The organism is Candidatus Flexifilum breve, from assembly GCF_016713355.1.
Genome location: NZ_JADJPI010000019.1, coordinates 42,781 through 66,523 on the forward strand (window position 1 = coordinate 42,781; position 23,743 = coordinate 66,523).

Annotated in this window: 19 protein-coding genes; 5 read left to right on the forward strand and 14 right to left on the reverse strand. The window is 59.1% G+C overall.

All coding sequences use genetic code 11. The features are described from left to right. Positions 1–217 precede the first annotated feature (217 nt). The 4 genes from IPK17_RS17330 to IPK17_RS17345 form a co-directional block, all read right to left on the reverse strand. Positions 218–1,300 (reverse strand): WD40 repeat domain-containing protein, encoded by a 1,083-nt coding sequence (locus tag IPK17_RS17330; protein WP_343418946.1) that lies wholly within the window; start codon positions 1,298–1,300, stop codon positions 218–220. A 119-nt stretch (positions 1,301–1,419) separates the two neighbouring features. Further along, on the reverse strand, positions 1,420–2,715 hold the full coding sequence (locus IPK17_RS17335) for an ABC transporter permease (protein ID WP_343418947.1): 1,296 nt from the start codon (positions 2,713–2,715) through the stop codon (positions 1,420–1,422). Continuing rightward, positions 2,712–3,953: an ABC transporter permease gene (locus IPK17_RS17340; RefSeq protein ID WP_343418948.1), complete on the reverse strand. Its 1,242-nt coding sequence runs from the start codon at positions 3,951–3,953 to the stop codon at positions 2,712–2,714. Before IPK17_RS17340 ends, IPK17_RS17335 begins: the two co-directional genes overlap by 4 nt. Then, positions 3,946–4,869, reverse strand: a complete 924-nt coding sequence (locus IPK17_RS17345) for an ABC transporter ATP-binding protein (RefSeq protein ID WP_343418949.1) — start codon at positions 4,867–4,869, stop codon at positions 3,946–3,948. Before IPK17_RS17345 ends, IPK17_RS17340 begins: the two co-directional genes overlap by 8 nt. 205 nt (positions 4,870–5,074) lie before the next feature. Here IPK17_RS17345 and IPK17_RS17350 point away from each other — a divergent pair, with 205 nt between their 5' ends. Further along, on the forward strand, positions 5,075–5,554 hold the full coding sequence (locus IPK17_RS17350; protein ID WP_343418950.1) for a response regulator: 480 nt from the start codon (positions 5,075–5,077) through the stop codon (positions 5,552–5,554). Here the strand turns inward: IPK17_RS17350 and IPK17_RS17355 are convergent. From IPK17_RS17355 to IPK17_RS17380, 6 genes are all read right to left on the reverse strand, one after another. After that, positions 5,540–7,945, reverse strand: a complete 2,406-nt coding sequence (locus IPK17_RS17355; RefSeq protein WP_343418951.1) for a lytic transglycosylase domain-containing protein — start codon at positions 7,943–7,945, stop codon at positions 5,540–5,542. The two genes, IPK17_RS17350 and IPK17_RS17355, sit on opposite strands and share 15 nt — an antisense overlap. Before the next feature lie 163 nt (positions 7,946–8,108). Further along, complete coding sequence (locus tag IPK17_RS17360) at positions 8,109–9,707, reverse strand: DUF4365 domain-containing protein (RefSeq protein ID WP_343418952.1); 1,599 nt, start codon at positions 9,705–9,707, stop codon at positions 8,109–8,111. A 119-nt stretch (positions 9,708–9,826) separates the two neighbouring features. Continuing rightward, positions 9,827–10,282 (reverse strand): hypothetical protein, encoded by a 456-nt coding sequence (locus tag IPK17_RS17365; RefSeq protein ID WP_343418953.1) that lies wholly within the window; start codon positions 10,280–10,282, stop codon positions 9,827–9,829. Between the two features lie 248 nt (positions 10,283–10,530). Continuing rightward, complete coding sequence (locus IPK17_RS17370) at positions 10,531–11,214, reverse strand: YyaL domain-containing protein (protein ID WP_343418954.1); 684 nt, start codon at positions 11,212–11,214, stop codon at positions 10,531–10,533. Further along, positions 11,208–12,560 carry a thioredoxin domain-containing protein gene (locus tag IPK17_RS17375; protein WP_343418955.1) on the reverse strand — a complete coding sequence of 451 codons (1,353 nt, stop codon included), beginning with the start codon at positions 12,558–12,560 and terminating at the stop codon, positions 11,208–11,210. The genes IPK17_RS17370 and IPK17_RS17375 overlap by 7 nt, the downstream gene beginning before the upstream one ends. Positions 12,561–12,935: 375 nt before the next feature. After that, on the reverse strand, positions 12,936–13,592 hold the full coding sequence (locus tag IPK17_RS17380; protein ID WP_343418956.1) for a hypothetical protein: 657 nt from the start codon (positions 13,590–13,592) through the stop codon (positions 12,936–12,938). A 113-nt stretch (positions 13,593–13,705) separates the two neighbouring features. Between IPK17_RS17380 and xylB the strand changes: the two genes are divergently transcribed. Continuing rightward, on the forward strand, positions 13,706–15,190 hold the full coding sequence (xylB, locus tag IPK17_RS17385) for a xylulokinase (protein WP_343418957.1): 1,485 nt from the start codon (positions 13,706–13,708) through the stop codon (positions 15,188–15,190). 44 nt (positions 15,191–15,234) lie between these two features. Next, positions 15,235–17,217 (forward strand): ATP-dependent zinc metalloprotease FtsH, encoded by a 1,983-nt coding sequence (gene ftsH / locus IPK17_RS17390; protein ID WP_343418958.1) that lies wholly within the window; start codon positions 15,235–15,237, stop codon positions 17,215–17,217. Positions 17,218–17,295: 78 nt separating this feature from the next. Here ftsH and IPK17_RS17395 read toward each other — a convergent pair whose 3' ends face one another. The 4 genes from IPK17_RS17395 to fusA all read right to left on the reverse strand — a co-directional run bounded on the left by IPK17_RS17395 (position 17,296) and on the right by fusA (position 21,110). Then, a complete protein-coding gene (locus IPK17_RS17395; protein WP_343418959.1) occupies positions 17,296–17,601 on the reverse strand; it encodes a putative quinol monooxygenase in 306 nt (101 codons plus the stop codon). Between the two features lie 96 nt (positions 17,602–17,697). Continuing rightward, positions 17,698–18,132 carry a DNA glycosylase AlkZ-like family protein gene (locus tag IPK17_RS17400; RefSeq protein WP_343418960.1) on the reverse strand — a complete coding sequence of 145 codons (435 nt, stop codon included), beginning with the start codon at positions 18,130–18,132 and terminating at the stop codon, positions 17,698–17,700. Further along, positions 18,122–18,757 carry a DNA glycosylase AlkZ-like family protein gene (locus IPK17_RS17405; RefSeq protein WP_343418961.1) on the reverse strand — a complete coding sequence of 212 codons (636 nt, stop codon included), beginning with the start codon at positions 18,755–18,757 and terminating at the stop codon, positions 18,122–18,124. Before IPK17_RS17405 ends, IPK17_RS17400 begins: the two co-directional genes overlap by 11 nt. Before the next feature lie 268 nt (positions 18,758–19,025). Beyond that, on the reverse strand, positions 19,026–21,110 hold the full coding sequence (gene fusA, locus IPK17_RS17410; RefSeq protein WP_343418962.1) for an elongation factor G: 2,085 nt from the start codon (positions 21,108–21,110) through the stop codon (positions 19,026–19,028). Between the two features lie 843 nt (positions 21,111–21,953). Here fusA and IPK17_RS17415 point away from each other — a divergent pair. Next, complete coding sequence (locus IPK17_RS17415) at positions 21,954–22,100, forward strand: Flp family type IVb pilin (protein ID WP_343418456.1); 147 nt, start codon at positions 21,954–21,956, stop codon at positions 22,098–22,100. A 313-nt stretch (positions 22,101–22,413) separates the two neighbouring features. Beyond that, positions 22,414–23,601: a 30S ribosomal protein S1 gene (locus tag IPK17_RS17420; protein WP_343418963.1), complete on the forward strand. Its 1,188-nt coding sequence runs from the start codon at positions 22,414–22,416 to the stop codon at positions 23,599–23,601. Positions 23,602–23,743 lie beyond the last annotated feature (142 nt).

The following is a 23,743-nucleotide window of genomic DNA, read 5'->3' on the forward strand; positions in this document are numbered from 1 at the left end:
AGAACAGGTTACATACTAAGTGTAGCCGTAGAAAACGCGCAGGGGAAGAGAGATCGTTGCGCTGCATTGTCGGCGACCGCTGCGATGTTTGTTTTGGGACGCACGTAGTGTAGACGCTTGAAGCAGCTGCGCTCCGGCGATGATGCGCTCGATGCCAGCAGCGTTTTGACAGGCTTTACATTGCCACTCAAGAACATTTTTGGGTGAGGGAGTTCGACTAGTTTGACGGCACGCTGGTTGGCGTTGATTCATGTGTGAGCATCGGATAAGGTGTCCACGTGGGCAGGCTTTCATCGACCGACAACTGACTTACATCCCAGACGTTTAGAGTAATGCTGTTATTGCTCAAGTTGACTCCGGCGGCAGCAACTGTCTTTCCGTCAGGACTCCATGTCAGTTCATAGGCATTCGGAAAGATCCCGATCCGCTGCCCAGTCGCAAAATCCAACACGCCCGCCTCCAAGCGATCCTCATTGATCAGCAGTTGAGTTCCATCTGAACTCCAAGCTAACTCACGGACATTTTGCAACTGCGGATACAAAAACGTCGACAAAATATGTCCGTCGTCCGCGCTGCGGGTCGTCAAATATGTTCCACCCCCAACGGACAGCAGATTATCCACACTCCAATCCAAAGCGCTTGGGGCTTCGACAGCCGGAAAAGCAGCCAACTGTTGACCGCTCGCTACGTCAATGAGTATTACATTTCTGCCAAAGTCCGTTGTCGTTGCTAACTGTGTACTGCTCGTATTCCAAATGAGCATCCCCGGGCGATAAGAATTGTCGGCAATCGTTCGCTCTAGCGCCCATGACGTTGTATTCCAGAGCTGGATGCGACTCGATGCGCCCCATGGATCTTCAAGATCAGGAACATCCTGACTCGCGAGCAGCGTGCCATCGGGACTCCAGGCCACCAGAAGCTGCACATAGCCGTCAAGGTTGACACTCGTCTCTAGCGTGAATGTATCGTCGGTGGAGCGCCGCCAGATCAAAATCGCTCCATTGCCAACAGTCGCCAGTCGCGCCGAGTTCGGGCTCCAAGCGATTGAGGTTGTGTAGCGCGTCCTGTCCTGCTGAAAATGTACTCGCGGTTCTAGGGTTGCCGTATAGATCCAAATTCCTTCTGAGCCAGAAACGGCAATCAGCGTGCCATCGGGGCTCCACGCAATATCATCGACGGAGTAGGCAATGTCCAAACTCCGCTCCAAAGTTTGAGCACTCACGCCAAAGCTTGAGACCATAACCAGCACAATTACTATGAATAGAAGTTGCCAAAGATGTGAGCGAATCTTTTGCGGCATAACGAATCGCGATCTACTACCTGAGGGTGAAAACAGTATTGTCGCAAAACTTGGCGAGAGCACAGCGGTTTGACCTTCTCCTCTGTGCTCTCTGTGTTCTCTGTGGTTAACTCTTGGCTTTACCCCCGCAGCAGCGCGGGGATGTCGCGCAGTTTGGGCAGTTTGCCCGCCAGCAGCGTGTTGACGCGGAACATGCGCCCCGCCAGCCACATCGAGCCGACCGCCGCCAGCGCCAACAGCACAAGGCTCAACGCGATTTGCCACGCGGGCACATCGCTGACGACGAGGCGCATGCCCATCGCCATCGGCGCGGTGATCGGGAACATGCTCAGGATCACCGGGAGCGTGCCATCCGGCGACGATACGAACAGCGTCAGGAAGTAGAACGGCAGCGCCGCCGGCAGCGTGAAGATCACCGCGTACTGCGGGCCTTCGCGCATCGAATTGGAGAGCGCGCCGACAATGCCGTACAGCCCCGCGAACAGGAAGTAGCCGATCACGAAATACACCAGCATGAGCGGCACATCGTCCATGGGAATGTTGAGGTTCGCCAGCGACGCGATGATGCCGAGCGTCTGGTTCAACTGCTGTCCGCCCGCCACCCGCACGATCAGGAAGAAGCTGCCAATCCACACCACGACTTGCAGCAGACCGAGCAGCGCCAGTGCGCAGATTTTGCCCATCAGCAAATGCGTCGGACGCACCGTCGAAATCAGAATCTCGATCAGGCGCGTCTCTTTCTCTTCGATCACCGTTTGCAGCAGATAGCCATTGGTGATGAACAGGCTGAGCATCAGCGCGAAGGCGAAGATGTACACGACGACGAACGAGGCGTCTTCGTTTTGCGTGACCGCGCCCGTCGTTTCGTCCACCTGCCCGATCGTCAGCGAGCGGTTGATCTGCTCGATGTTCGACGGATCGACGAGGCGGTAGTAGAGCGTCTGGTCGACGCCTTCCGACAGTTGATTGAGGATCAGCGCCTGGATCGGCCCGTCCGAGATCAGGCTGATGTTGAGCTTGGGCTGGACGGTCGTGACTTCGCCTGTCTCCATGTAGTCGGCGGGGATGAGGTAGTAGACCTGAATCTCGCCCGCTGCCAGCGCCGCCCGCGCCGCGTCTTCGTCGGCGTAGGGGTGCAGTATTTCGCTCAGCCGACCGGGATCGCCAAAGCGCCCCGTCAGGTCGACGTAGCCCGCGCTGTTGATGTCGCTCCCGAAGTTGTCGCTGTCATTCGACGGGCGCGGTTCCGACGGCGTATCCTCGCCGGTCGACGCGCTCGCCTGCTGGATGAACTGGTAGCCGAACAGCAGCACCGCCGCGATGATCGGGATGCCGAAGGTCATGAACAGATAGCCGCGCCGCCGCCAATTGCGCCGCAGTTCGTAGAGAAACACCCGCCCAGTGTGGCCGTTCATGCTGCGCGCTCCTCAGTGGCGGATGTCGCCATGCCGCGCGACCGGAAGATCGCGCCGAAAACCTGCTTGATGCTGGGATGCTTACCGTACATGAGCAGCGACCAACGGAATACGCGCGCCGACGCCCATACGGCGAACGCCGTCGTAATCAGCAGCAGCGCGATGCTGGCGATCAACTGCCACGCCGGGATCACGCCGAAGCCCATGCGCAAAATCACGGTGACGGGCGCGGTCAGCGGGAAGAGCGTCAAAAAGGTGACGAGGGCGCTGTCCGGCTCTTCGAAGAACTGCACGATCAGGAAGAACGGGATCACCAGCACGAGCGTGAACAAGCTGGCGAGCTGGCGGCTCTCCTGCTCCGAACCGAGCACCGCACCGATGCCGCCCATCACGCTGGCGAAGAAGAAATAGCCGAGCAGGAAGTACAGCAGACCGATGAGCAGCAGATCCGCCGGGAGTGTAACGCCTGCCAGAAATTCGACGTTGCGCCCCAACTGCAAGCCGATCAGCGCCATCACCACCCAGATCACCAACTGCGTGAGGCCGAGCAGCCCCAACCCGATGATTTTGCCCGCCAGCAGTTGAAACGGCGTGATCGACGTGATGAGGATCTCCATGATACGGTTTGACTTCTCTTCGACCACGCCCGACATCAGGTAGCCGCTGGTCGTTTGCGTCGCCAGCAGGAAGACCATCACGAAGATCAGCGGCGCGAGGATCACCCCGGCGAGGCCGCTGCCGCTGATGATGCGCCCGTTATCGAGCGTGAGCAGGCGGCTGTCGACGGGGTCTTGAATGCGCGCGGCGATCTCCGGATCAAGGCCGCTGCTGGCCCCTAAATTCGCCAGCAAGAAGGCATCAATGTCATCTTCCAGCACTTCCGGCGTATCACCATTGCTGACGAGGCGCACGCGCCCATTGTTCAGGTAGTCGCTTTCCACGACGAAATACGCGCCGATGCCGTCGGTGGCGGTCAGCGCACCTTCGGCAGCGGCCTCCGTCTCAAAGCGCATGAAGTTCTCCGGCTGCTCGACGGCGTCATCCAGCACGCCGCTCAAATCGACATAGCCGATCTGCCCCACGCGCGACGTATCCGTCTCATTGTTGACGGTCAACGCGAACACCACCACCATCATCAGGATGGTGAACAGCGGAATGCCGAACGCCGCAAACAGGAAACCGCCGCGCTTGAGGTTGTGCACATATTCTTGGCGCGCAACGAGAAAAACCTTATTCACGGTGCTTATCTCCCGCCACCACCTGAATGAAAATTTCGTTCAGGCTGGGCACAGCGAGTTCAAAGCGCTGGATGAAAATATCGTCGCGCCGCGCGATTTCGCCGAGCACATCATCCGGCTTGACATTGGGCTTAAGGTACAACAGCGCGCTCGCGCGGCCATTCTGCTTCTGCTCGACATGATCCACGCCGCTGATCGACGCCCAGTCGCCGCGCCCTTCCACATTGACTGCGGGCAGCGCATACTGCGCGCGCACGTCGCTGACGTTGCCGTACAGCTTCTGCTCGCCGCGATTAATCATCAGCAGACGGTCGGCCATCTCTTCGACCTGATACATCTGATGCGTGCTCATGACCACAGCGCCACCACGCGCCTTAAAGTCACGGATCAGCGTTTCGATTACCTGCGTGTTCACCGGGTCGAGGCCGGAGAACGGCTCGTCGATGAGGATCAGGTCAGGTTCGTGCAGCATGGTCACGCCAAACTGCACCTTCTGCTGCATCCCCTTGCTCAACTCGCTGACTTTCTTCTTGGCATGTTCGCCCAAATCGACCTGTTCGAGGTAGCGCAGCGCCCGCTTGCGCGCTTCGCCGGGCGTCAAGCCCTTGAGCAGACCCAGATACACCATCATTTCCAGCACAGGGACGTTGCGGTAGAGGCCGCGCTCTTCCGGCAGATAGCCAATGCGATTCTTGGCTGCGTCGCTGATAGGCGCGCCGAACACGCTGATTTTGCCGGAATCGGGTTTGAGGATGTCGAGGATCATGCGGATGGTGGTGCTTTTGCCCGCACCGTTCGGGCCGAGCATGGCGAAGATCTCGCCGCCGTACACCTCAAACGAGAGGTTGTTGACGGCGCGAAAGTCCCCATACGTCTTGGAGATATGATCGATGGAGATTGCAACTTGCTGTGGCATACGTTCCCCTATAGTTGTGAAGGTACCCCTATTGTAATACGCAAGACCAAGGCTTAAGGTTTCACGGAATTCGCGAAAAATTGAGGTTTTGCTGATTGCGTCGATCCAGCTTCTTGTGTAGACTCGCTAATATAACAACGTTGTAAAAAAGTTGATGTGAGCTAACTCATATTTCTGATCTGCAGTTGTGGCTTAAGGGTTTTCGATGTCGCTGACGCAGGACGTAAGGGTAATGAAGAAACACATTCTCGTTGTTGATGATGAAATCGGCGCGCTGACGCTGATCGGCATCATGCTGGAACGCGGGGGCTTCGAAGTTCAAAAGGCGCGCGATGCCAAAAGTGCCCTCGGCATTCTGGAAGAATACACGCCAGATTTGATTATTCTGGACGTGATGATGCCGGGCATGAACGGAATCGATTTGTGCCAATTGCTGCGCCAGCAAGACCGGACGCGCAAGACGCCTGTCCTGATTCTGTCGGCGCGGGGGATGCGGAAAGCATCATTCGCGGCATTGAAGCGGGTGCGAACGACTACCTGCCCAAGCCCATTCTCCACCATGATCTGGTGTCCAAAGTCCGCTCCATGCTCGGCGCAGAACTGGCATAACACCGAAGCTTGCCGCTGCAAGGGGCGCAGATCCTGCGCCCTCACTGCTGCTTCTCCCCCGCTACAGCCCGTATAGGGCACGGTAGATGTTATAGTAGCCATAGATGCGCTGCACATACAGCCGGGTGCTGTCGATGCTGATCGCGGTCATGAACTGATCAGGGTCACCGCCGGAAAGCTGCAGCCAACTATCCGCGCGCCCCGGCCCGGCATTATACCCCGCCAGCGCTGCGACCGTGTTCCCGCTGAAGCGATTCAACTGTTCCTGCAAGTAGAATGCCCCGAATTCAATGCCCGCATACGGTCGGAAGAGATCGCTGTGCTGGTAGTCCGGCCACGCGATTTCCCCGGCGATGTATTCCGCCGTGCTCGGCACGACCTGCGTTAAGCCTTTTTCGCCCGCCGCGGCGGTCGCATAGGTATCAAACAGGCTTTCGTGGCGGATGAGCGAGTAGATCAGCAGCGGATCGAGTCCCCGGCGGTCGGCGACTTCCTGCACCACGTCGAGGTAGTAGGCCGGGTAGCGCATCCGCGCGATGTACGGCGGCGCGTCGAGTGTGCCAACGTTCGCGTTGCGGATGACGTAGGACGCCGCGACGACCGAATCCTGATACGCCCCGATCCCCCGGAAATAGATCGCCAGTTGGTACGACGCCAGCGGATTGGTGTTGTTCGCTTCGATCAAGTCGCCGAACTCGGCGCGCGCTTCGTCGTACGCCGCGACCGTCCACAGCTCGCGTCCGCGCACTAAGCGCTCATCATTCGCCAGCGTGTCGGGGAGCGGCCAGAGCACCCCTTCCTGCGTGATTCCATAGGTCTGCCGCAGCCAGTCTTCCGCCGCCGCGACTTCCGCCGCATCGTCGAACTGGAACCGGAAGGTGCCCGGTCGCTGGAAGGGCTGAATATTGTTGAGCAGATCATCGGCGCGGGCGCTGTAGTAGCTGTCCGGCGCGGCGGCGCGCGTCTGCGTGAAGGCTTCCTGCGCCGTGCGCTGATCGCCGCGCTGGAGCGCCAGCCGTCCAACCCACCAGTAAGCCGCCGCCTGATCTTCGCCCGTCGACTTGACGGCGAGTTCCGCGTAGAAGCGTTCCGCCGAGGTCAGATCATTCGCGGCGTAAGCCGTCGAGGCGGCGAGGAACAGCCCATCGCGCGCCTGCTGTGTATCCGGGTAGCGATCCGCCAAGCGTTCGAAGACGGCGCGGGCTTCGGTCGGCTGATTGTTTTCCGTGTAGAGGAACCCCGCGCGCCACAAGGCTTCGGCGGCTTCGGGCAGATAGTCATAGGTGGTGGCCGTACGCATATATGAGTCAATCGCGCCCGCGATATCCTCACCGATGCGCAGCGTGCGCCCCTGTTCGAGCAGCGCCTGCCCGAACAGCTCATCCGACGTATACGACTGCACAATCGTCTGGAAGGCCGTGACCGCCGCCGCCGTGTTGCCGATTTCGCGGTAGGCGCGCCCCAGCAGCAGATACAGTTCTGCTGGGATGTTGCCGGGATTCTGCACGGTGTAGCTGTTGAACGCCTCGATCGCGCCCTGATAGTCGCCATAGGTGAAGCTGACGCGCCCGCGCGCCAGTTCGTTGACGCCGCGCCCGCCTTCGACCAGCGCCTGCATGGCGGCGTAGGCTTCGGGGCGATCCGCGTAGGTCTGGAAGATGGTTTCCATGCGGTTGAGGCCGTTGTCCGTGTCGCCCGCCGCGATCATGGCGCGCGCGGCCAGCAGTTCGATCCCGGCTTTGTAGGCGGCATTCTGCGCCACGGCGAGGATCGCCTCGTACTGGGCCAGCGCCTGCGTCGGCTGATTCGCGTTCAGGTAGACCTGCGCCACCCGTTCGCGCAGCGCCAACTGCGGCACGAGGCTGCGCGCGGCGGCGGTCGCGATGGTGTAGCTGGTGAGCGCGTCGGCAGTTTGACCGAGCGCCAACTGCGCGTCGCCGATGCGCTCGTGCGCATAGCTATCCAGCAGGCCGGGGCGCAGCGTGAGATACAGCTTGAAATCGGTGATCGCGCTGTCCCACTGCGACAGGCCGAGGTAGGCATCGCCGCGCAGGAAATGCGCCTGCGCGATGCGGGAATCGCTGCCAAACTGATCGATGAACTGGGTGAGCGCCGTCACCGCATCCGCGAACAGACCCTCTTTGAGCGCGGCCTGCCCCAACCCGAAGGCGGCGGACGCCTGCGCGTCGGCGGGCGCGCCCGCCTGCGTGAGCAGCGACTGGTAGCTGTAGACGGCGTTTTCGTAGTAGCCGTTGAGCAGGTAGCGGTCGGCGATGCGGAGCAGCAGCGCGGGTTCGACGGTCGGCGTGGGCTGAATCGTCGGTTCGACGACCTGCTGCGCGACGGTTTGCACGTCGGTCGTGGCGGTCACGAACACGGTGGGCGGTTCGGGCTGCGCGTTGAGCGTGCAGCCCGCGCTGCCGAACAGCAGCGCGATCAGGGTCAAAAAGCGGATCAGTTTCGTCATGCCGCCGATTATGCGGGCAAACGGTGAGGGGATCAAGCCAAAAAGTGGGGGGCAGACGTGCGTAGGGGGAGCGGCGGAGAGTCAAGCGGCAGGTACTTTTGTCGGAGTCGTTCAGACGTTTATTCCCTTTTGTATGTCCCATTTGGTTTTATGGATTACAATACTATGATGGCAACCAGTTGAGGAACTGTAGATATACTTGCTCTCGGTCAATATCAAACACAATAGGGATAGGTCTATCGTCTGCTACATCTGCGACTTCGAGTCTAGTTTTCATCTCTTCTAGGTTCAATAGCTGTATATTCGCAAAACCGTATTGAGCTACTCCCAAATCAACATTTTTACCCAAAACTTCGGTTTCTACTTTAGCTCGTGAGCCAACAAAGTAGATTCCGATGCTTTCACCTCTCTCCCACTGAGCGAGCATCAGCTTTGCTTGAGGAATATCTACTTGTGAAAAGACTGAAGTTCCTTTTGGCACAATATCTGCGCTATCGATTAATATCGCTCCATCAGTCACAATCTCCGCAATTTGTTCTATCGTCTCCAAAATAGTATTAGTAACTTCTGGGGGAATTGGGAATGACATACCCAACTTCTCTTCAATAACTGATATTCCTTTTACTATCCTATGAAGAATTTGCATTTTGAGTGGGACGTCGGCTGAAAAGAGCTGCTGTCCATTGTGAAACCAATCTTCTTCCGTTTCCAAATTGGTAATGTGAATACGTGTACATGTTCGTAATTGGTCAAGTAGAGTAAGCAACTCGTATACGCTTTTCGCTGTCCATGATGGGACATGGAAGTTCACGATAAAATTTGCTGTCTGTTCTACCCTATTGAATTCCATTTTGTATGTAACTTTTTGAGTTACAGAGTCTCCTTGCCAGACAGATAGAACTGTTCCAGGTCGAATACACTCAACAATTACGTGTGGTGTTTTGAATAGTATTCTGTCATTTCCATCAAGAAATTCGATTCTTAATGGACGTTTTTGCATAGGTGAAGTTGGGAAAACCCAAGCCTCAACATCGGTAAGCATATCTTTACTAATCAGTTCGGGGAAATTGTAAATGGCAAATTCACCTGAGAGGCGAAGCATCGTCCCCATTTGGTAAGCTTTTTCGACTGATTGCATCGCTTCTGCATCCAAGGGAACAAGTCTAGGAACAGCGCCATCATGTTTTGGGTCGATAATGGTTGTAATAGATGACTCGGTTGTAATTACCCGTACTGCATAATCATTCTTGTGCTGATTGGCAATTATTCGAGCCATTTGAGCCGCTTGGCGTTTATGATAGTCCCAAGTTGCATAAGATTTGATACTGGCAACCGCACTTTCATTGAGCACTTGAGTCTTTGGAATTCTGATAACTACATTGTCTTTTTTCAACTTCGTTTGGTTTTTTGAATACCATTCATTCAACCAGATCCAATAACTCGTCTTAGTGGCGACATGATGTGCATGAATCAGTGCAGGACGCATTAATCCCATAAGGCGATGTACATCTGATGTCTGTAATTTCACTGTCACAAAATGTTTGCGTATTTCAACATCCGTCTTATTCTGAACGCCAAACTCAATGCCGGTCACTGTGAAAAGCGCATCGTCGTTGACTACTTCAATAATCAAATCCTCACTATATTCTTTTCCTCCGAAGATATTCCCAGGGTTCTTATAAATCCAATACTTCGGAAGTACAGTGCGAAGTGCATCGATTGCAATCCCATCTCGGTCATGAAATAGACTGCTCTTGCCCATTGTTCCCTCGTAGTATCCCTGACTTTTTGCGCTTTGTTCGTTATTATTAACCCTAGTAAATACAAGTAAGGCAGAAACAAAAGATACTCTTCTCCGACAATTCCGCCATTGAGTCAGCGTCACCCCGGCGGCTCTAAATCGCCGGAGAGATACGGCATCCCATAGCCGACCACTAAGTGCCCCGCCTCGGCGAGCGCCTTGCCCAATTCAGTCACGTTCTGGTACGTCCACCAGTAGTCCGGCGACGGCAAAATCGCCACGCCGAAATCGGCAACGACCAGTTCGGCGAGCGTTTTGCGCACATAACGCGGGTGATCGCTCGGCAGCGCAGCATTCGGCTGGTCAGAGCGCACCAGCGACACGCGGAAGCGCGACGGCGCGCCCTCGGCATATGCCAGCACCTGATACTCGATGAAACCGTACAGCCCATCGTCAAACGGCTGGCTAAAGCGGAACTGTCCGCCCGCCCACTGCACCGGGCGATCTTCGAGCTGGTAGCCAGCCGCCGCGAACGCCTGCTCCACTACCGTGAGCAGCATCAGCTTGAAGTACTGCTGGGGAGATTGGTGTGTCATAGCCTCATCCCAAAGACCAAGATTCAACGCAAAGGCGCGAAGTCGCCAAGACGCCAAGGAAAGTTCTCGAAGGAAACGGAAATCAGGACGAAGCATGCCTCGTCCCTACACGAACGTCCCTGCTGTCTCCCCTCCCTGAATTCGGGGAGGGGCCGGGGGTGGGGTCGGAAGCAGCGGACGCGATAAATCGCGTCCCTACACCGATCACACTTTGCGCCTTTCCGCCTTGGCGACTTTGCGTTGCGTCTTTAAAGCTCTTTCTCTAGCGCTTCCACCGTCGTCACGGGGAGTTTGCACGCGAACTGGCGGCACACGTACGCCGTCGGCAGGCCGTCGCGCATGCTGCGATAGTTCAGCAGCGGAATCGACGCCTCGCCTTCCACATCGGTCGGGAAGAGCGCGACCACCGCGTTCGGGCGGTAGGGCTTTTGCACCGCGTCGAGCATGGGCTTGGCCTCGTCCGGCTCGCCGATGATGGCGATCTCGTCAATACCCATGACGATCAGTTCGACCGCGCTCAACGCCTCGCCGAAGGCCTGCGGGTATTCGCGCAGCGCCGCCGAGAGGATGCTCAAGGCTTTGCGCGCCGCCTCGTCGTAGTCGGCATTAGCGGTGTAGGCCACTAGGCGCAGCAGATCGCGCGCGAACATCGAACTACCGGAGGGCAGCGCGTTGTCCTGCATGGCGCGCGGGCGAGTGATCAGCGTTTCATGGTCGTCGCTGGTGTCGAAGAAGCCGCCATCCTCGGCGCGGAAGTGCGTCAGCGCAGCGGTCGCCAGCGCCTGCGCCAGCGTGAACCATTCCTCGTCAAACGTCGTCTGGTACAGTTCGATCAGCGCGTCGATGAAGTTGGCATAATCCTCAAGGTAGCCGTTGCCCTTCGCCACGCCGTGGTTAAACGTGCGCAGCAGGCGGTCGCCGTTGGTCAGCATGTGATCGCGCAGGAAGGTCGCGTTGCGTTCAGCGGCGACGCGGTAGTCCGCCGATCCAGCACGCGCGCCGCTTCGCTCAGGCTGGCGAGCATCAGCCCGTTCCACGCCGTGAGGATTTTGTCGTCAAGGCCGGGATGCACGCGCTGCGTCCGCGCGGCGAACAGCTTGTCCTTGATCAGCGCCAGCTTGGCGCGCAGGTCAGCGACGGACAAGCCGAGCCGTTCCGCCGCGACCGCTTCGTCGTTGGGCACGAACAGGATGTTGTGGCCTTCAAAGTTGCCGCGCGCCGACACACCCCAGTATTCGACCGCGATCCGCGCATCGTCGCCGAGCAGGTCGTCCAGTTCGGCTTTGCTCCACACGAAAAACTTGCCCTCTTCGCCTTCGCTGTCGGCGTCGGTCGCGCTGTAAAAGCCGCCATCGGCGGAGGTCATCTCGCGCAGCACGTAATCGTAGATTTCTTCGGCAATCGTCCGATAGAACGCCTCCCCGGTGATCTGGTAGGCGTGCAGGTAGACACGGCTCAACTGCGCGTTGTCGTAGAGCATCTTCTCGAAGTGCGGCACCAGCCAGATCGCGTCCACGCTGTAGCGGTGGAAGCCGCCGCCCAGTTGATCGTACATGCCGCCGCGCGCCATCTTCTGGAGCGTGAACGTGACCATGTCCAACAGCTCGGCGCTGCCCGTGCGCTGATATTCGCGCAGCAAGAATTCGAGATTCATGGGCTGCGGGAACTTCGGCGCGCCGCCGAAGCCGCCGTACTGCTTGTCAAACGCCGCCGTCAGCTTACTCGCTGCTGCCGTGAGTAGCTCGGCATTGAGGTCGTCGGGCGTGCCGCCAATCGCCAGCTTTTCGCGCTGGAGCGAGCCGGACAGCTCGTTCGCCATCTTTTCGAGCTGCGGGCGGCGGTTGCGGTAGGCATCGATCACGCCTTCCAGCACCTGCTGAAACGACGGCATGCCGTAGCGGGCTTCCCGCGGGAAATAGGTGCCGCCGTAGAACGGTTTGCCCTCCGGCGTGAGGAAGACGGTCATCGGCCAACCGCCGTGCCCGGTCATCATCTGCACGGCCTGCATATAGATTTCGTCCACATCCGGGCGTTCTTCGCGGTCGACTTTGATGTTCACGAACAGGTCGTTCATGATCGCTGCGGTCGCCTCGTCTTCGAAGCTCTCGTGCGCCATGACGTGACACCAGTGACACGCGCTGTAGCCGACGCTCAACAGCACCGGCTTATCTTCCGCTTTCGCTTTGGTAAACGCTTCGTCGCCCCACGGATACCAATCGACCGGGTTGTCGGCGTGCTGCTGCAAATACGGACTCGTCTCGTTCGCCAGTCTATTCATACGACTACTCCACCACCTCACCAGAATGCCAGTAAACCACAGAGCGCATGGAGATTATAGTGGGAATTCGGGGAATTGCGGATGAGCGTCAGCCACATCGGCTGGGGCAGTTTAGGCAGAGAGCGGGATTTGTAGGGACGCCATACATGGCGTCCGTCGCCTGAAAACCAAAACGGACGCGATATAGAAAATTTCCCAAAAGGGCATTTTCCTGTAGGGACGGGCATCCTCGCGTCTATGGAGAAGAATGGACAGCCAGAAGGCTTGTCCCTACAAACAGTTCGCGCATGGTGAAATTTCTGCGCTTTTTGTCCCTCTCTATCGCGTCCCGAGACGCACTTTAGTGGCGGAGCAAGCAGGGTGAGCTTTAGCGCGTTACCACGGCTGCGCGGACGGCGTACCATCGGTCGAAGCGGCATCGAGCTTCCAGAAGCCGTGCAGCCAGTCGAGCAGCTTGTGCGTGACCTCATGGGTCAGACGCACGCCTGCTTCGACATGGTGCGGCGAGAAGGCGAACAGGTTGGTGAAGTTCTTGAACGACACGCCGATCAGGTAATCGCTGCCCCAGCGCGTTTGATCCCACAGAAAGGCAATTTCGCCGCGCTCGGTGCGCATCTCGTACAGCCACTGGGCGCGATCTTTGTCTTGCAATCCAGCGAGGCTGAAGCGCAGCGCGAGCATTGAACTCAGCGTGTAAGTGAAGCAGACCGCCTTTGAGTTCCCGTCCACGTCGACGGTCAGCGAGGCCGCGCCGTCCTGCGTGGAGATGGTGGCACTGTACAGCTTCATGCGGTCACCCAGCGTGCGGAAGTGGATCAGCGACATGACGGGCATGTGCGGAAAACGCGCGACCAGCTCTTTGTTCACGTCCGTCTCGGCGCGATAGTACAGTTCGAGCAGCCAGGGAAGCGGCTTCGCATCGGGCGGCAGCGACTCTATCGGCACTTCAAGGCGCGGACGTTCGCGGCTGGCGCTCCGCGCAGGGATGGTACGGTCATCGGACAGCGGGCGCTGATCGTCATGCGTCGTCATGATTACATCCTTAACTTCCTACACTACTGATTATAGACGAATTGCTCTGGCAATCCACCTAACCTAGTAGATAGAATCCGTCACAAATATCCTGTCACCTTGGAGAAGCTGTTATGGCTTACTTGCTCGGCTTAGATATCAGTACCACGGGCGCGAAAGCCCTCATCATCGACGAACGCGGTGCGGTCGTCGCCTCTCACACCTCTCCCCAACCGATCAGCACCCCGAAGCCGCTGTGGAGCGAACAGAATCCGTCCGATTGGTGGGACGGCATCGTCGCCTCGATCCGTGCGGCGCTCAGCGCGAGCGGCATCAGCGGCGATGCGATCCGCGCCATCGGCTTGACCGGGCAGATGCATGGCCTCGTCCTGATGGATGCGGCGGGCAGCGTGCTCCGTCCGTCCATTCTGTGGAATGACCAGCGCACACAGGCGCAGTGCGACGAAATCACGCAGCGCGTCGGCGCGGAACGCCTGATTCAGCTCACGGGCAACCGCGCGCTGACCGGCTTCACCGCCCCGAAGATCGTGTGGGTGCGCGAGAACGAGCCCGAAGTCTATGCGCGTGGCGCGCACATGCTGCTGCCCAAAGACTACATCCGCTACAAGCTGACGGGCGAGTATGTGATGGACATCTCGGAAGCGTCCGGCACGCTGCTGCTCGACGTGGCCAACCGCCGTTGGTCGAGCGACGTGCTCGACGCGCTGGAGATCCCCGCCGCGTGGATGCCCAAGCTGTGCGAAGGCTCGGAAGTTTCCGGCGTGATCAGCGCGGAAGCGGCGGCGCTCACCGGCCTGAAGGCGGGCACGCCCGTCGTCGGCGGTGGCGGCGATCAGGCGGCGGGCGCGGTCGGCGTCGGCGCGGTTGATCCGGGCGTCGTCTCGCTGGTGGTCGGCACGTCGGGCGTCGTGTTCGCGCCGCTCGATCAGTACAGCTATGAGCCGGAAGGCCGTCTGCACGCCTTCGGGCACGCCGTGCCGGGACGCTGGCACTTCATGGGCGTCACGTTGAGCGCGGCGGGCAGCTTACAGTGGTATCACGACACGCTCGGGCATGGCCAGTCGTTTGATGAACTGCTCGCCCCGGCAGCGGACGTGCCCGCGGGCAGCGATGGCTTGATCTTCCTGCCGTACCTGAGCGGCGAACGCACCCCGCATCCGGATCCGCTGGCGCGCGGCGCGTTCATCGGTCTGACGACGCGGCACACACAGGCGCACATGACGCGCGCCGTGCTCGAAGGCGTGGCCTTCAGCCTCAAGGACTGCTTCAATCTGATGGCGAATGCGAATTTGCCCGCGAATCTCGAAATTCGCGCGAGCGGCGGCGGGGCAAAGAGTCGCCTGTGGAAACAGATCATCGCCGACGTGCTCAACGCGACGCTCATGACGACCAACTCGACCGAGGGCGCGGCCTATGGCGCGGCGCTGCTGGCGGCGGTCGGCGCGGGCGTGTTCCCGGATGTGAAATCGGCCACCAGCGCGGCGATCAAGACGAGCGACGCCGTCACGCCGAGCGCGAACGTCGCGGCGTATGCGGCGGCATACCCCAATTACAGGGCGCTTTATCCCGCTCTGAAGGATATATTTACGCGGCTCTAATAGTTGGGGAGTAGCATCACCCGTATGACGTGAAAGGACGTGTGATGTTTTTACCCCCTAATCGTGAGAATCCCTCCGAGGGGAAACCGGGCGGACAACAGCCGAACCGCCCCAACTTCCCCTCGCCCAACTGGATCTGGTTGGTTTTCGTCGGGCTGCTGCTGTTCTGGGCGATCTTCCGCGTGCCGGATATGATGAGCGTGGGCACCGAGCAGCCCATTGATTTGCCCTACTCCACCTTCTACGAACAAGTGACCGATGGCAACGTCGCCGAAGTCGTGATTCAGGAAACGACGATTCGCGGACGCTTCGACACGGCGGTGACCTTCCCCGCAGACGGTTCGCCCCTGCTCGAAGACGGCCTGACGCAGCGGACGAGTTCCACATTCAACACGACGCTGCCGCCCGTCAACGATCCGCAGTTGATCGAGACGCTGCGCGCCAACAACGTGCTGATTGTCGGACAAATCTCCGAGCCGAACCCGATTCTGCTGCTGCTGTGGAACTTCCTGCCCGTGCTGCTGATCATCGGCTTCTTCATCTGGCAGGCGCGCCGCGCGCAGCGCCAGATGGGCGGCGTATTCGGCTTCGGGCAGACCAAAGCCCGCCAGTATGACGCGGAAAAGCCCGCCATCACGTTCGTCGATGTTGCTGGGCAGGAAGCCGCGAAAAGCGAACTGGTCGAAATCGTCGACTTTTTGAAAGAGCCGGATAAATACATCGCGCTCGGGGCGCGGATTCCGCGCGGCGTGCTGCTCGTGGGCCCGCCCGGAACGGGCAAGACGCTGCTAGCGCGCGCGGTCGCGGGTGAAGCGGGCGTAGCCTTCTTCAGCATCGCCGCCTCCGAGTTTGTCGAAATGTTCGTCGGCGTGGGCGCGTCCCGCGTGCGCGACCTGTTCAACAAGGCGAAAGCCGCCGCGCCGAGCATCGTCTTCATCGACGAAATCGACGCCGTGGGTCGCCAGCGTGGCGCGGGCTTAGGCGGCGGCAACGACGAGCGCGAACAGACGCTCAACCAGATGCTCGCCGAAATGGACGGCTTTGACCGCACCGAGAGCGTGATCGTCATGGCGGCGACCAACCGCCCCGACGTGCTCGATCCCGCGCTGCTGCGCCCCGGTCGCTTTGACCGGCAGGTGACGGTCGCGCTGCCCGACCGCAAAGGCCGCGAAGACATTCTGCGCGTGCACGTGCGCGGCAAGCCGCTGGAAAACAACGTCGATGTGACCGGGCTGTCGAAAGCCACCATCGGCTTTAGCGGCGCGGACATTGCCAACCTTGCCAACGAAGCCGCGCTGACCGCCGCGCGCAAGAATCGCCGCCGCATCACGCAAAACGACTTCCTCGAAGCGTTTGACCGCATCGTGCTCGGCACGGCGAGTCCGCCGCTGGCGAATGAAGAAGAACGGCGCATCGTCGCGTATCACGAGGGTGGACACGCGCTAGTCGCGACGCTCATCCCCAACACCGATCCGATCTTCAAGGTGACGATTGTCCCGCGTGGGCAGGCGCTCGGCGTGGCCTACCAGATGCCGGAAGATGACCGCCGCAACCACTCGCGCAATTACATTCTGGCGCGCATGAAAGTCGCGCTGGGCGGGCGCGCCGCCGAAGAAATCGTGTTCGGCGACGTGACGACGGGCGCGGCCAGCGATCTCAAGCAGGTAACCTCGATGGCGCGGCGCATGGTGGCGCAGTTCGGCATGAGCGACCGCCTCGGCCAGATCAACTATGGCGAAGACGAACGCCAGCCGTTCCTCGGCTATTCGCTCTCGCAGGGACGCGCTTACAGCGAAGAAACTGCCGCCAAGATTGACGAGGAAGTGCATCGCATCATTGAAGAGGCGTACGCGGAGACCAAGACGCTGCTTGAGGAAAACCGCGACAAGCTGGAAGCGCTGGCGCATGAACTGATGACCAGCGAAGTCGTCGACCGGGCGCGCCTGCTCGAAATTGCCGGCCCGGCGGCGGTCCCCGCCGAGGTCGAACCGCCCGCGGTCGTCGCCCCAACCAATCATTCGGAGTAAGAACAAGCGTCACCCCGTTTCGCTCCGCTCAACTGCCCCTCTCCCTTGGGAGAGGGGCTTTTATTTGGGCACGTGTGGCTACTCCGGCAGGCCCTTGCCGCCGAGCGGCGTGTATTCAAAGCGCTGCGGCATGGCGGCGATGAGCGGGCGCGCCACGCTGATCAACTGCTGGATGGCGGGGTGCGTCAGCGAGCCTTGATGATCTTCCGGGGTGCGCCACACTTCGCTGATCCAGATGCCGTTTGGGTCATGGGGGTCGCTGCCGACGACGTAGTGATAGCACCCGTCGAGATCGCGCAGGAGCGCCGCCGCGTGCAGTAAGTGACCCAAGAGCGCCTCCCGCTGACCGGGCTGCGCTTGCATGTTGCCGAACAATCCGTACATCCGCCATTTACCTTTCCATGTTCCCGCCAAAACCGACATACCAGCTAGGATTGCAGTGGTTTTCTGCTTTGCCAACAGTCCATCATTGCTGATAACTTAAGCCAATACCAGTCGCATTTGGAGAAAATCAGCGAAGCGCTGGGCGGCAGCGGCAAACGCCTCATTTTCGGCTCGGGTAAAGGGGCGGAATGGCGCGGATTCTACGACAACTGCCCCACCCTTGGAAGTACGCCGCCAATTGCCGACACCTTTGCCATCAATGACGGTAAAACCGCCAAAAACCGTACTGCTGGCTTGGTCAAGATACTGCTGATCTAGCACAGTGGAATGATCCCGATAATTGGAGAACTCGTCGTACGGTGGCAATAAGCAGGCTGTCGGTGCGGGGATCGGTGCGGTGGGGAGCAGTGCGCCGTGCCAATAAGTTTTGTCATCAATGACTTGCTGAAACAGTTGAGAGCGGACCATGTCTAGGCCGCGTTTAGCATCGGCAACGGTTAGCCCTGACCACCAGACAAAATCAGGGATCATGGCGGGTCCATGCCCGGTGAAAAAACCGTGTAACTAGTTCAGCCAATGCTTCATCAGGTGCTAACGTCCGGGCGTGGGGCGCACGCTCATCCAGCAGCATGTAGGTAAATTGTTTTCCACGACGAGGACCACTGCAAACAACCGCCTCTAATTCAGCATAATGCATTATATAGCCGAGGCGCATCCCTTTTGCAGCAATATTTGCCGCCTCAAGCGCAGTTGCCAGTTCTTCACGAGTAAGCTGCTGACCACCCTCCAAGGCTTCGGCAAGCACCCCATTAGCACGCTGTAAGAGCGCTTCATCCAGTTCAAGTTTGCGGTACATGTAGGCATTCAAGGCATGGACACGGGGCGCGGTCAATTGAAGCATCCAGCGAATATCAAAGGGGGTAACAAAATGCCATGTCGGACGCATGACGTGCGTACGCAAGATTTTCCCAGCGGCAAAAGCCTGATCAACGAGGTCATCACTCATAGCGGCAGTGCGTTGACCTAATGCCCATTTTGCCAGCGCATATTCCTGTGATTGAACCGCCCCCATCCATGCCACGACAGCTTCTGGCTTATCAAAAGGTGTGCCGACGAGGCGTTGATTATACAGGCGTTGCAGGGCAATCTGGTGCATAACGGATGCTCCTTTTGAGTCCCTAGGTCGCTAAATGCTCTGATCCCCACCCCATTGCATAGTTCAGGTGGAGACATGGTATGCAAATTGTCAACACAAGTGGGACACCCAAGGGTGCGCAAAGTGTAGAACATCTGCTTATACATGACAGGCACAGCGGACGCGATGAAGAGCATTCTTACCAAGTCTACCCCAAACAAAAACAGTCCACAGTGAGCGAGGTCGTCTGCGCCCCCTGTGAACTGTTCGCTGTCAGCTGAAACCTGCTTTAGCTGTGCGCGGCGGCTTCTTCCGCCTTGTGCGCGGCGATGATCGGCTGCGCGACATTCGATGGCACGGTGTCGTAGTGGCTGAACTTGATCGTGTAGATGCCGCGACCGCCCGTCATCGAGCGCAGGTCGTTGCCATAGCGCAGCATTTCGGCGTGCGGCACCTGCGCCGTGACCACGCTCTTGCCGCCGATCGTGTCCATGCCCTGCACGCGCCCGCGGCGGGTGTTCAGGTCGCCGAGGATGTCGCCCATCATCGACTCGGGCACGGTGATCTTCACGTCCATAATCGGTTCGAGCAGAATCGGCTCGCCGAGCAGGAACGCTTCCTTGAAGGCTTCGCGTCCGGCGGTCTGGAAGGCGATATCCTTCGAGTCGACCGGGTGTTCCTTGCCGTCAAACACGACCGCGCGCACCTGCACAATCGGGAAGCCCGCCAGCACGCCGCGTTCCATCACCGAATTGATGCCTTTTTCAATCGAGGGGCCGAACGAGGTCGAAACCGCGCCGCCGACCACAGCCCACTTGAATTCGTAGTTCGATTCCGAGTTCGGTTCCACGCGCATCGAGACTTCGCCGAACTGCCCCGCGCCGCCCGACTGCTTCTTGTGGCGGTGCGTCGCCGAGCCGACCTTGCGGACGGTCTCTTTGTACGGCACTTTCGGCACGCTGGTGTCGATGCCCACGCCGAGCTTTTCCGCGCGTGCCAGACTCACGGCGATGTGCGCTTCGCCCATGCCTTCGAGCACCGTCTGCTTGATGTCGGGGTCTTGCCGCCAGCGGAGCGTCGGGTCAGCTTCGCACAGGCTGGTGAGGATCGTCCCCATCTTCGCGCTGTCGGCCTGCGTGCGCGGGGTGAGCGCCACGGTGTACAGCGGGTCGGGGAATTCCGGCTTGCTGATTTGCAGCGCGTTGTCCTTCGAAGCGAAGGTGTCGCCCGTCTTGGTGTGCGTCAGCTTCGCCACCACGCCGATATCGCCGCAGTGCAGCGTCGTCGCCGCGATCTGTTCCTTGCCGCGCAGCAGCATCAGCGAATTGAAGCGTTCTTCCACGCTGCGGGTCGAATTATACGGACGGCTGTCATTGCTGAGCGAGCCGGAGAAAATGCGGAAGTAGTTCAACGTGCCGACGAAGCGGTCATTGCTCGTCTTGAACACGTACGCGGCCAGCGGGCCGCTGTCGCTTTGCGGCGCATACAGGAAGGTCTTTTCGCCGCCATCGCCGGGGGTCACCTGCACGCGGCGTTCGGAGGGCGGCGACACATACACCACCATCGCTTCCATAAGCGGGACGGTGCCGATATTCTTCGCGCCGGAGGTCACAAACACCGGGACAGTCTTCAAATACGCATCGCGGGCCGCTTTACGCATGCCGTCGCGGATTTCTTCAGGAGCCAGGTCGCCTTCGGAGAAATACTTCTCGATCAGGCTGTCGTCGGCTTCGGCTGCGGCTTCGACCATCACCGTGTGCGCCGCTTTCGCCGTGTCAACGATATCGGCGGGCAGGTCGGAACGTTCCGCGCCCGCGCCCAGGTAGGCTTTCAACGTGATCAGGTTGACCACGCCCTTAAAATTCGCTTCTTCCCCAATCGGGATCATAACGGGGATAAACTTGTATTCGGGGAAACTTTCGCGCAGGCTGGTCATGGTGCGGTCGAAGCTCGCGTTTTCACGATCCAGCTTGTTGACCACCACGACGATCGGCTGCTGATACGCTTCGGCGTATTCCCACGCCAACTGCGTACCGACTTCCACGCCCGACACCGCATCTACCACGACGATCACGGAGTCGGCCACGCGAATGGCGTTCTTCACTTCGCCTTGAAAGTCAGTGTAACCGGGGGTGTCCAGAACGTTGATCTTATGATCGCTGAATTCGAGCGGGATGAGCGAGGTCGACAGCGAAATGCCGCGTTCCTTTTCTTCATCTTCCCAGTCAGAGACGGTGGTCTTCTCTTCGATCCGCCCCAAACGGGAGACTGCGCCCGTGTTGAACAACAGCGCCTCGACAAGCGTCGTCTTGCCGCTGCCCTGATGACCGACCAGGGCAACGTTACGCAGTTTGTCAGTGGTATACTCTCTCATAATGGAGACACTCCTGTAAAGAAAGTGGTTTATTTAACGATCCTCGGACAATGGAGGGATTTTAAGATCGCCTTAAGCGATTGTCAAAAGAAACACGTATCGGTAAATCTGTGACGGTTATCACGATCCCCTCCGCTGGAAAGTCCCTCGACTGCAAAATCACGCGTTTGTCACGAGACTCCCGCCTTAAATGTGCCCTATGCTGACGGTGAAAGTGCAGCTTATCACCAGAAGGGGGCAGGTCATGGAGCAGCCGCCAGAAGGCAAAGAGTCGCATGTGCTCGAATATGCGCTCATCGTCTTCATTGTGATCGTCATCGTCGTGGTCATTCTGGCTGCGCTTGGATCGGCCATCGGCAACGTTTTTACGGCACGCACGGCCCCCCCTGGTGGAGGTTTTGGGAGGTTTTTCTTGGGTGGGTGGGCCCCCCCAGGAAAAAACCCGAGGGGCGCCCGCCCCCCCCCCCCGGGCCCCCGACAGCCCCCCCGGCCCCCCCCCCCCCCCCCCCCGCCCCCCCCCCCCCCCCCCCCCCCCCGCGCCCCCGGGGGGGGGGGCCCCGGGGGGAAGCGCCGGGGGGCGGGGGGGGGGGGTGGGGGTTCGGGCCCCCCCCCCCCGTCCTTTTTGTTGGGGGTGGGGGGGGGGGGGGCGGGGGCGCCCGTTCCCCCCCCCCTTTAATGTAGGCGCGAGATTCACAGGAGGCTAGACGAGAAACGAGATTTTTCCGAATTTCCCGTGAATCAAGTGAAATCTTAAGTCTTTGCAGTGAATCACAATTGACGCCAGTACGATAGTCATGATAGATTCTCAACATCGAATTGAGTTACACGCAGGAGTAACCCACAATGCTGTATCAACCGCGTGAAGAAGGCCAAGGCCTCGTCGAATACGCCCTCATTCTCGTTCTCGTCGCCGTCGTCGTCATCGTCATTCTGGCGCTGCTCGGGCCGGCCATCGGCAACATTTTCTCGAACATCGTCAACACCCTCTAATCATCATAGCAAGCTGCACTTTTGCGAAAGACCTCGCCATTTGGCGGGGTCTTTCGTTTTATTCCCCCAATTCACAAATCTCCCGTTGACAATGCCCCGTGAAAACTCTATAATCCCCGCGACTTTAAGGAAAGGGGATGCGGTTCGGGCGCTGTACCGATCCGCAGTGAATTTTTTGTACGCTCACTCTGCTAGAACCGCACTCAGGACTCGGTAACTCACGCTTTGCGCTTGGGTTAGCCGGGTTTTTTTTTGCCCATTTCCACAAATCATCACACATCGTTGGGGGGAGTTTATGTTCAAAGAGAACGAAATGGATTTTGCTGCGCTGTTGGAAGCTTCTTTTTCGGAAGAACAGATGGAACGCGGCGACATTGTCACGGGCAACATCGTTGCCATTGACACTCAGGGCTTGATCGTCAGCATCGAAGGCATGAAGCGCGACGGCGTCGTTCAGCGTAAAGATCTGGAACGCATGAACGTCGACATCGAAAACTTCACCGTCGGCGCGGACATCGACGTGATGATCCTGCGCGTCGAAGACGAAGACGGCAATCTGCTGCTGTCCGTGTCGCAGGCCCAGCAGACCGAAGACTGGAAGAAGGCCGAAGAGCTCATGGCCACCGAAGGCGTGTGGGAAGGCATCGTGGCGGAAGCAAACCGCGGCGGCCTGATCGTGCCGTTCGGCAACCTGCGCGGTTTCGTCCCCGCCAGCCACGTCCTCGATCTGCCGCGCGGCCTGAGCGAAGATGACCGCAAGCTGCGCATGATGCGCCTCGTCGGTCAGACGATCAGCATGAAGGTGATCGAAGTCAACCGCAAGCGCCGCCGTCTGGTCTTCAGCCAGCGCGACGCCAACCGCGGCAACCGCGAGGCCCGCAAGGAAGTGCTGCTCGACCAACTGCGCGAAGGTGAAGTCCGCAAGGGCGTGGTCAGCGGCCTGCGTGATTTCGGCGCGTTCGTCGATCTCGGCGGCGCTGACGGTCTCATCCACATTTCGGAACTCGCGTGGCACCGTGTCAATCATCCCCGCGAAGTCTTGAAGGTTGGCGATGAAGTCGAAGTTTACATCCTGCGCCTCGACGCGGAAGGCAAGCGCATCGGCTTGAGCCTCAAGCGCCTGCAGGAAAACCCGTGGGCGGCGGTGGAAGAACTCTACCATGTCGGCCAGTTGGTCGAAGGCATTGTGTCGCGCGTAACGCAGTTCGGCGCGTTCGTCAGCCTCGACCCGGGCATCGAAGCCCTGCTCCACACCAGCCAGATCGCCGAACCGCCGCCGGAAGACCCCTCGCTGGTCGTCCACGAAGGTCAGCGTCTGGTCATGCGTGTCATCAGCATCGAAGCCGACAAGCAGCGCCTCGGCCTGAGCCTCAAGGAAGTCACCGACGAGGACAAGCAGCGCTTTGCCAAGGCCAAGGTCGACGGTGTCGAAGCTGAAGCCGCGCCCGTTGAAGCTGCACCCGCCGAAGCTGCACCCGCCGAAGCGGTCGCTGAAGCGTAAGCACGCTCACACCGAACAATATCACCTGTAGGGGCTTGGCGCGCCAAGCCCCTACATCATTGTGCCTAAACCAGGCACAACCTGACGGTAGTCAAGGTGCAGCTTATCTATTACAATAATGAGGCTGCAGTCGGGATTTCCT

What these genes read in the sequence shown, in the direction of transcription:
- IPK17_RS17365 (WP_343418953.1), bottom strand. Translation starts at nt 10,282, where the DNA reads ATGACACACCAATCTCCCCAGCAGTACTTCAAGCTGATGCTGCTCACG.
- IPK17_RS17420 (WP_343418963.1), top strand. Translation starts at nt 22,414, where the DNA reads ATGGATTTTGCTGCGCTGTTGGAAGCTTCTTTTTCGGAAGAACAGATG.
- ftsH (WP_343418958.1), top strand. Translation starts at nt 15,235, where the DNA reads ATGTTTTTACCCCCTAATCGTGAGAATCCCTCCGAGGGGAAACCGGGC.
- IPK17_RS17360 (WP_343418952.1), bottom strand. Translation starts at nt 9,707, where the DNA reads ATGGGCAAGAGCAGTCTATTTCATGACCGAGATGGGATTGCAATCGAT.
- IPK17_RS17335 (WP_343418947.1), bottom strand. Translation starts at nt 2,715, where the DNA reads ATGAACGGCCACACTGGGCGGGTGTTTCTCTACGAACTGCGGCGCAAT.
- fusA (WP_343418962.1), bottom strand. Translation starts at nt 21,110, where the DNA reads ATGAGAGAGTATACCACTGACAAACTGCGTAACGTTGCCCTGGTCGGT.
- IPK17_RS17395 (WP_343418959.1), bottom strand. Translation starts at nt 17,601, where the DNA reads ATGTACGGATTGTTCGGCAACATGCAAGCGCAGCCCGGTCAGCGGGAG.
- IPK17_RS17405 (WP_343418961.1), bottom strand. Translation starts at nt 18,757, where the DNA reads ATGCACCAGATTGCCCTGCAACGCCTGTATAATCAACGCCTCGTCGGC.
- IPK17_RS17350 (WP_343418950.1), top strand. Translation starts at nt 5,075, where the DNA reads ATGTCGCTGACGCAGGACGTAAGGGTAATGAAGAAACACATTCTCGTT.
- IPK17_RS17330 (WP_343418946.1), bottom strand. Translation starts at nt 1,300, where the DNA reads ATGCCGCAAAAGATTCGCTCACATCTTTGGCAACTTCTATTCATAGTA.
- IPK17_RS17370 (WP_343418954.1), bottom strand. Translation starts at nt 11,214, where the DNA reads ATGCTGACCAACGGCGACCGCCTGCTGCGCACGTTTAACCACGGCGTG.
- IPK17_RS17375 (WP_343418955.1), bottom strand. Translation starts at nt 12,560, where the DNA reads ATGAATAGACTGGCGAACGAGACGAGTCCGTATTTGCAGCAGCACGCC.
- IPK17_RS17355 (WP_343418951.1), bottom strand. Translation starts at nt 7,945, where the DNA reads ATGACGAAACTGATCCGCTTTTTGACCCTGATCGCGCTGCTGTTCGGC.
- xylB (WP_343418957.1), top strand. Translation starts at nt 13,706, where the DNA reads ATGGCTTACTTGCTCGGCTTAGATATCAGTACCACGGGCGCGAAAGCC.
- IPK17_RS17380 (WP_343418956.1), bottom strand. Translation starts at nt 13,592, where the DNA reads ATGACGACGCATGACGATCAGCGCCCGCTGTCCGATGACCGTACCATC.
- IPK17_RS17400 (WP_343418960.1), bottom strand. Translation starts at nt 18,132, where the DNA reads ATGATCCCTGATTTTGTCTGGTGGTCAGGGCTAACCGTTGCCGATGCT.
- IPK17_RS17415 (WP_343418456.1), top strand. Translation starts at nt 21,954, where the DNA reads ATGCTGTATCAACCGCGTGAAGAAGGCCAAGGCCTCGTCGAATACGCC.
- IPK17_RS17345 (WP_343418949.1), bottom strand. Translation starts at nt 4,869, where the DNA reads ATGCCACAGCAAGTTGCAATCTCCATCGATCATATCTCCAAGACGTAT.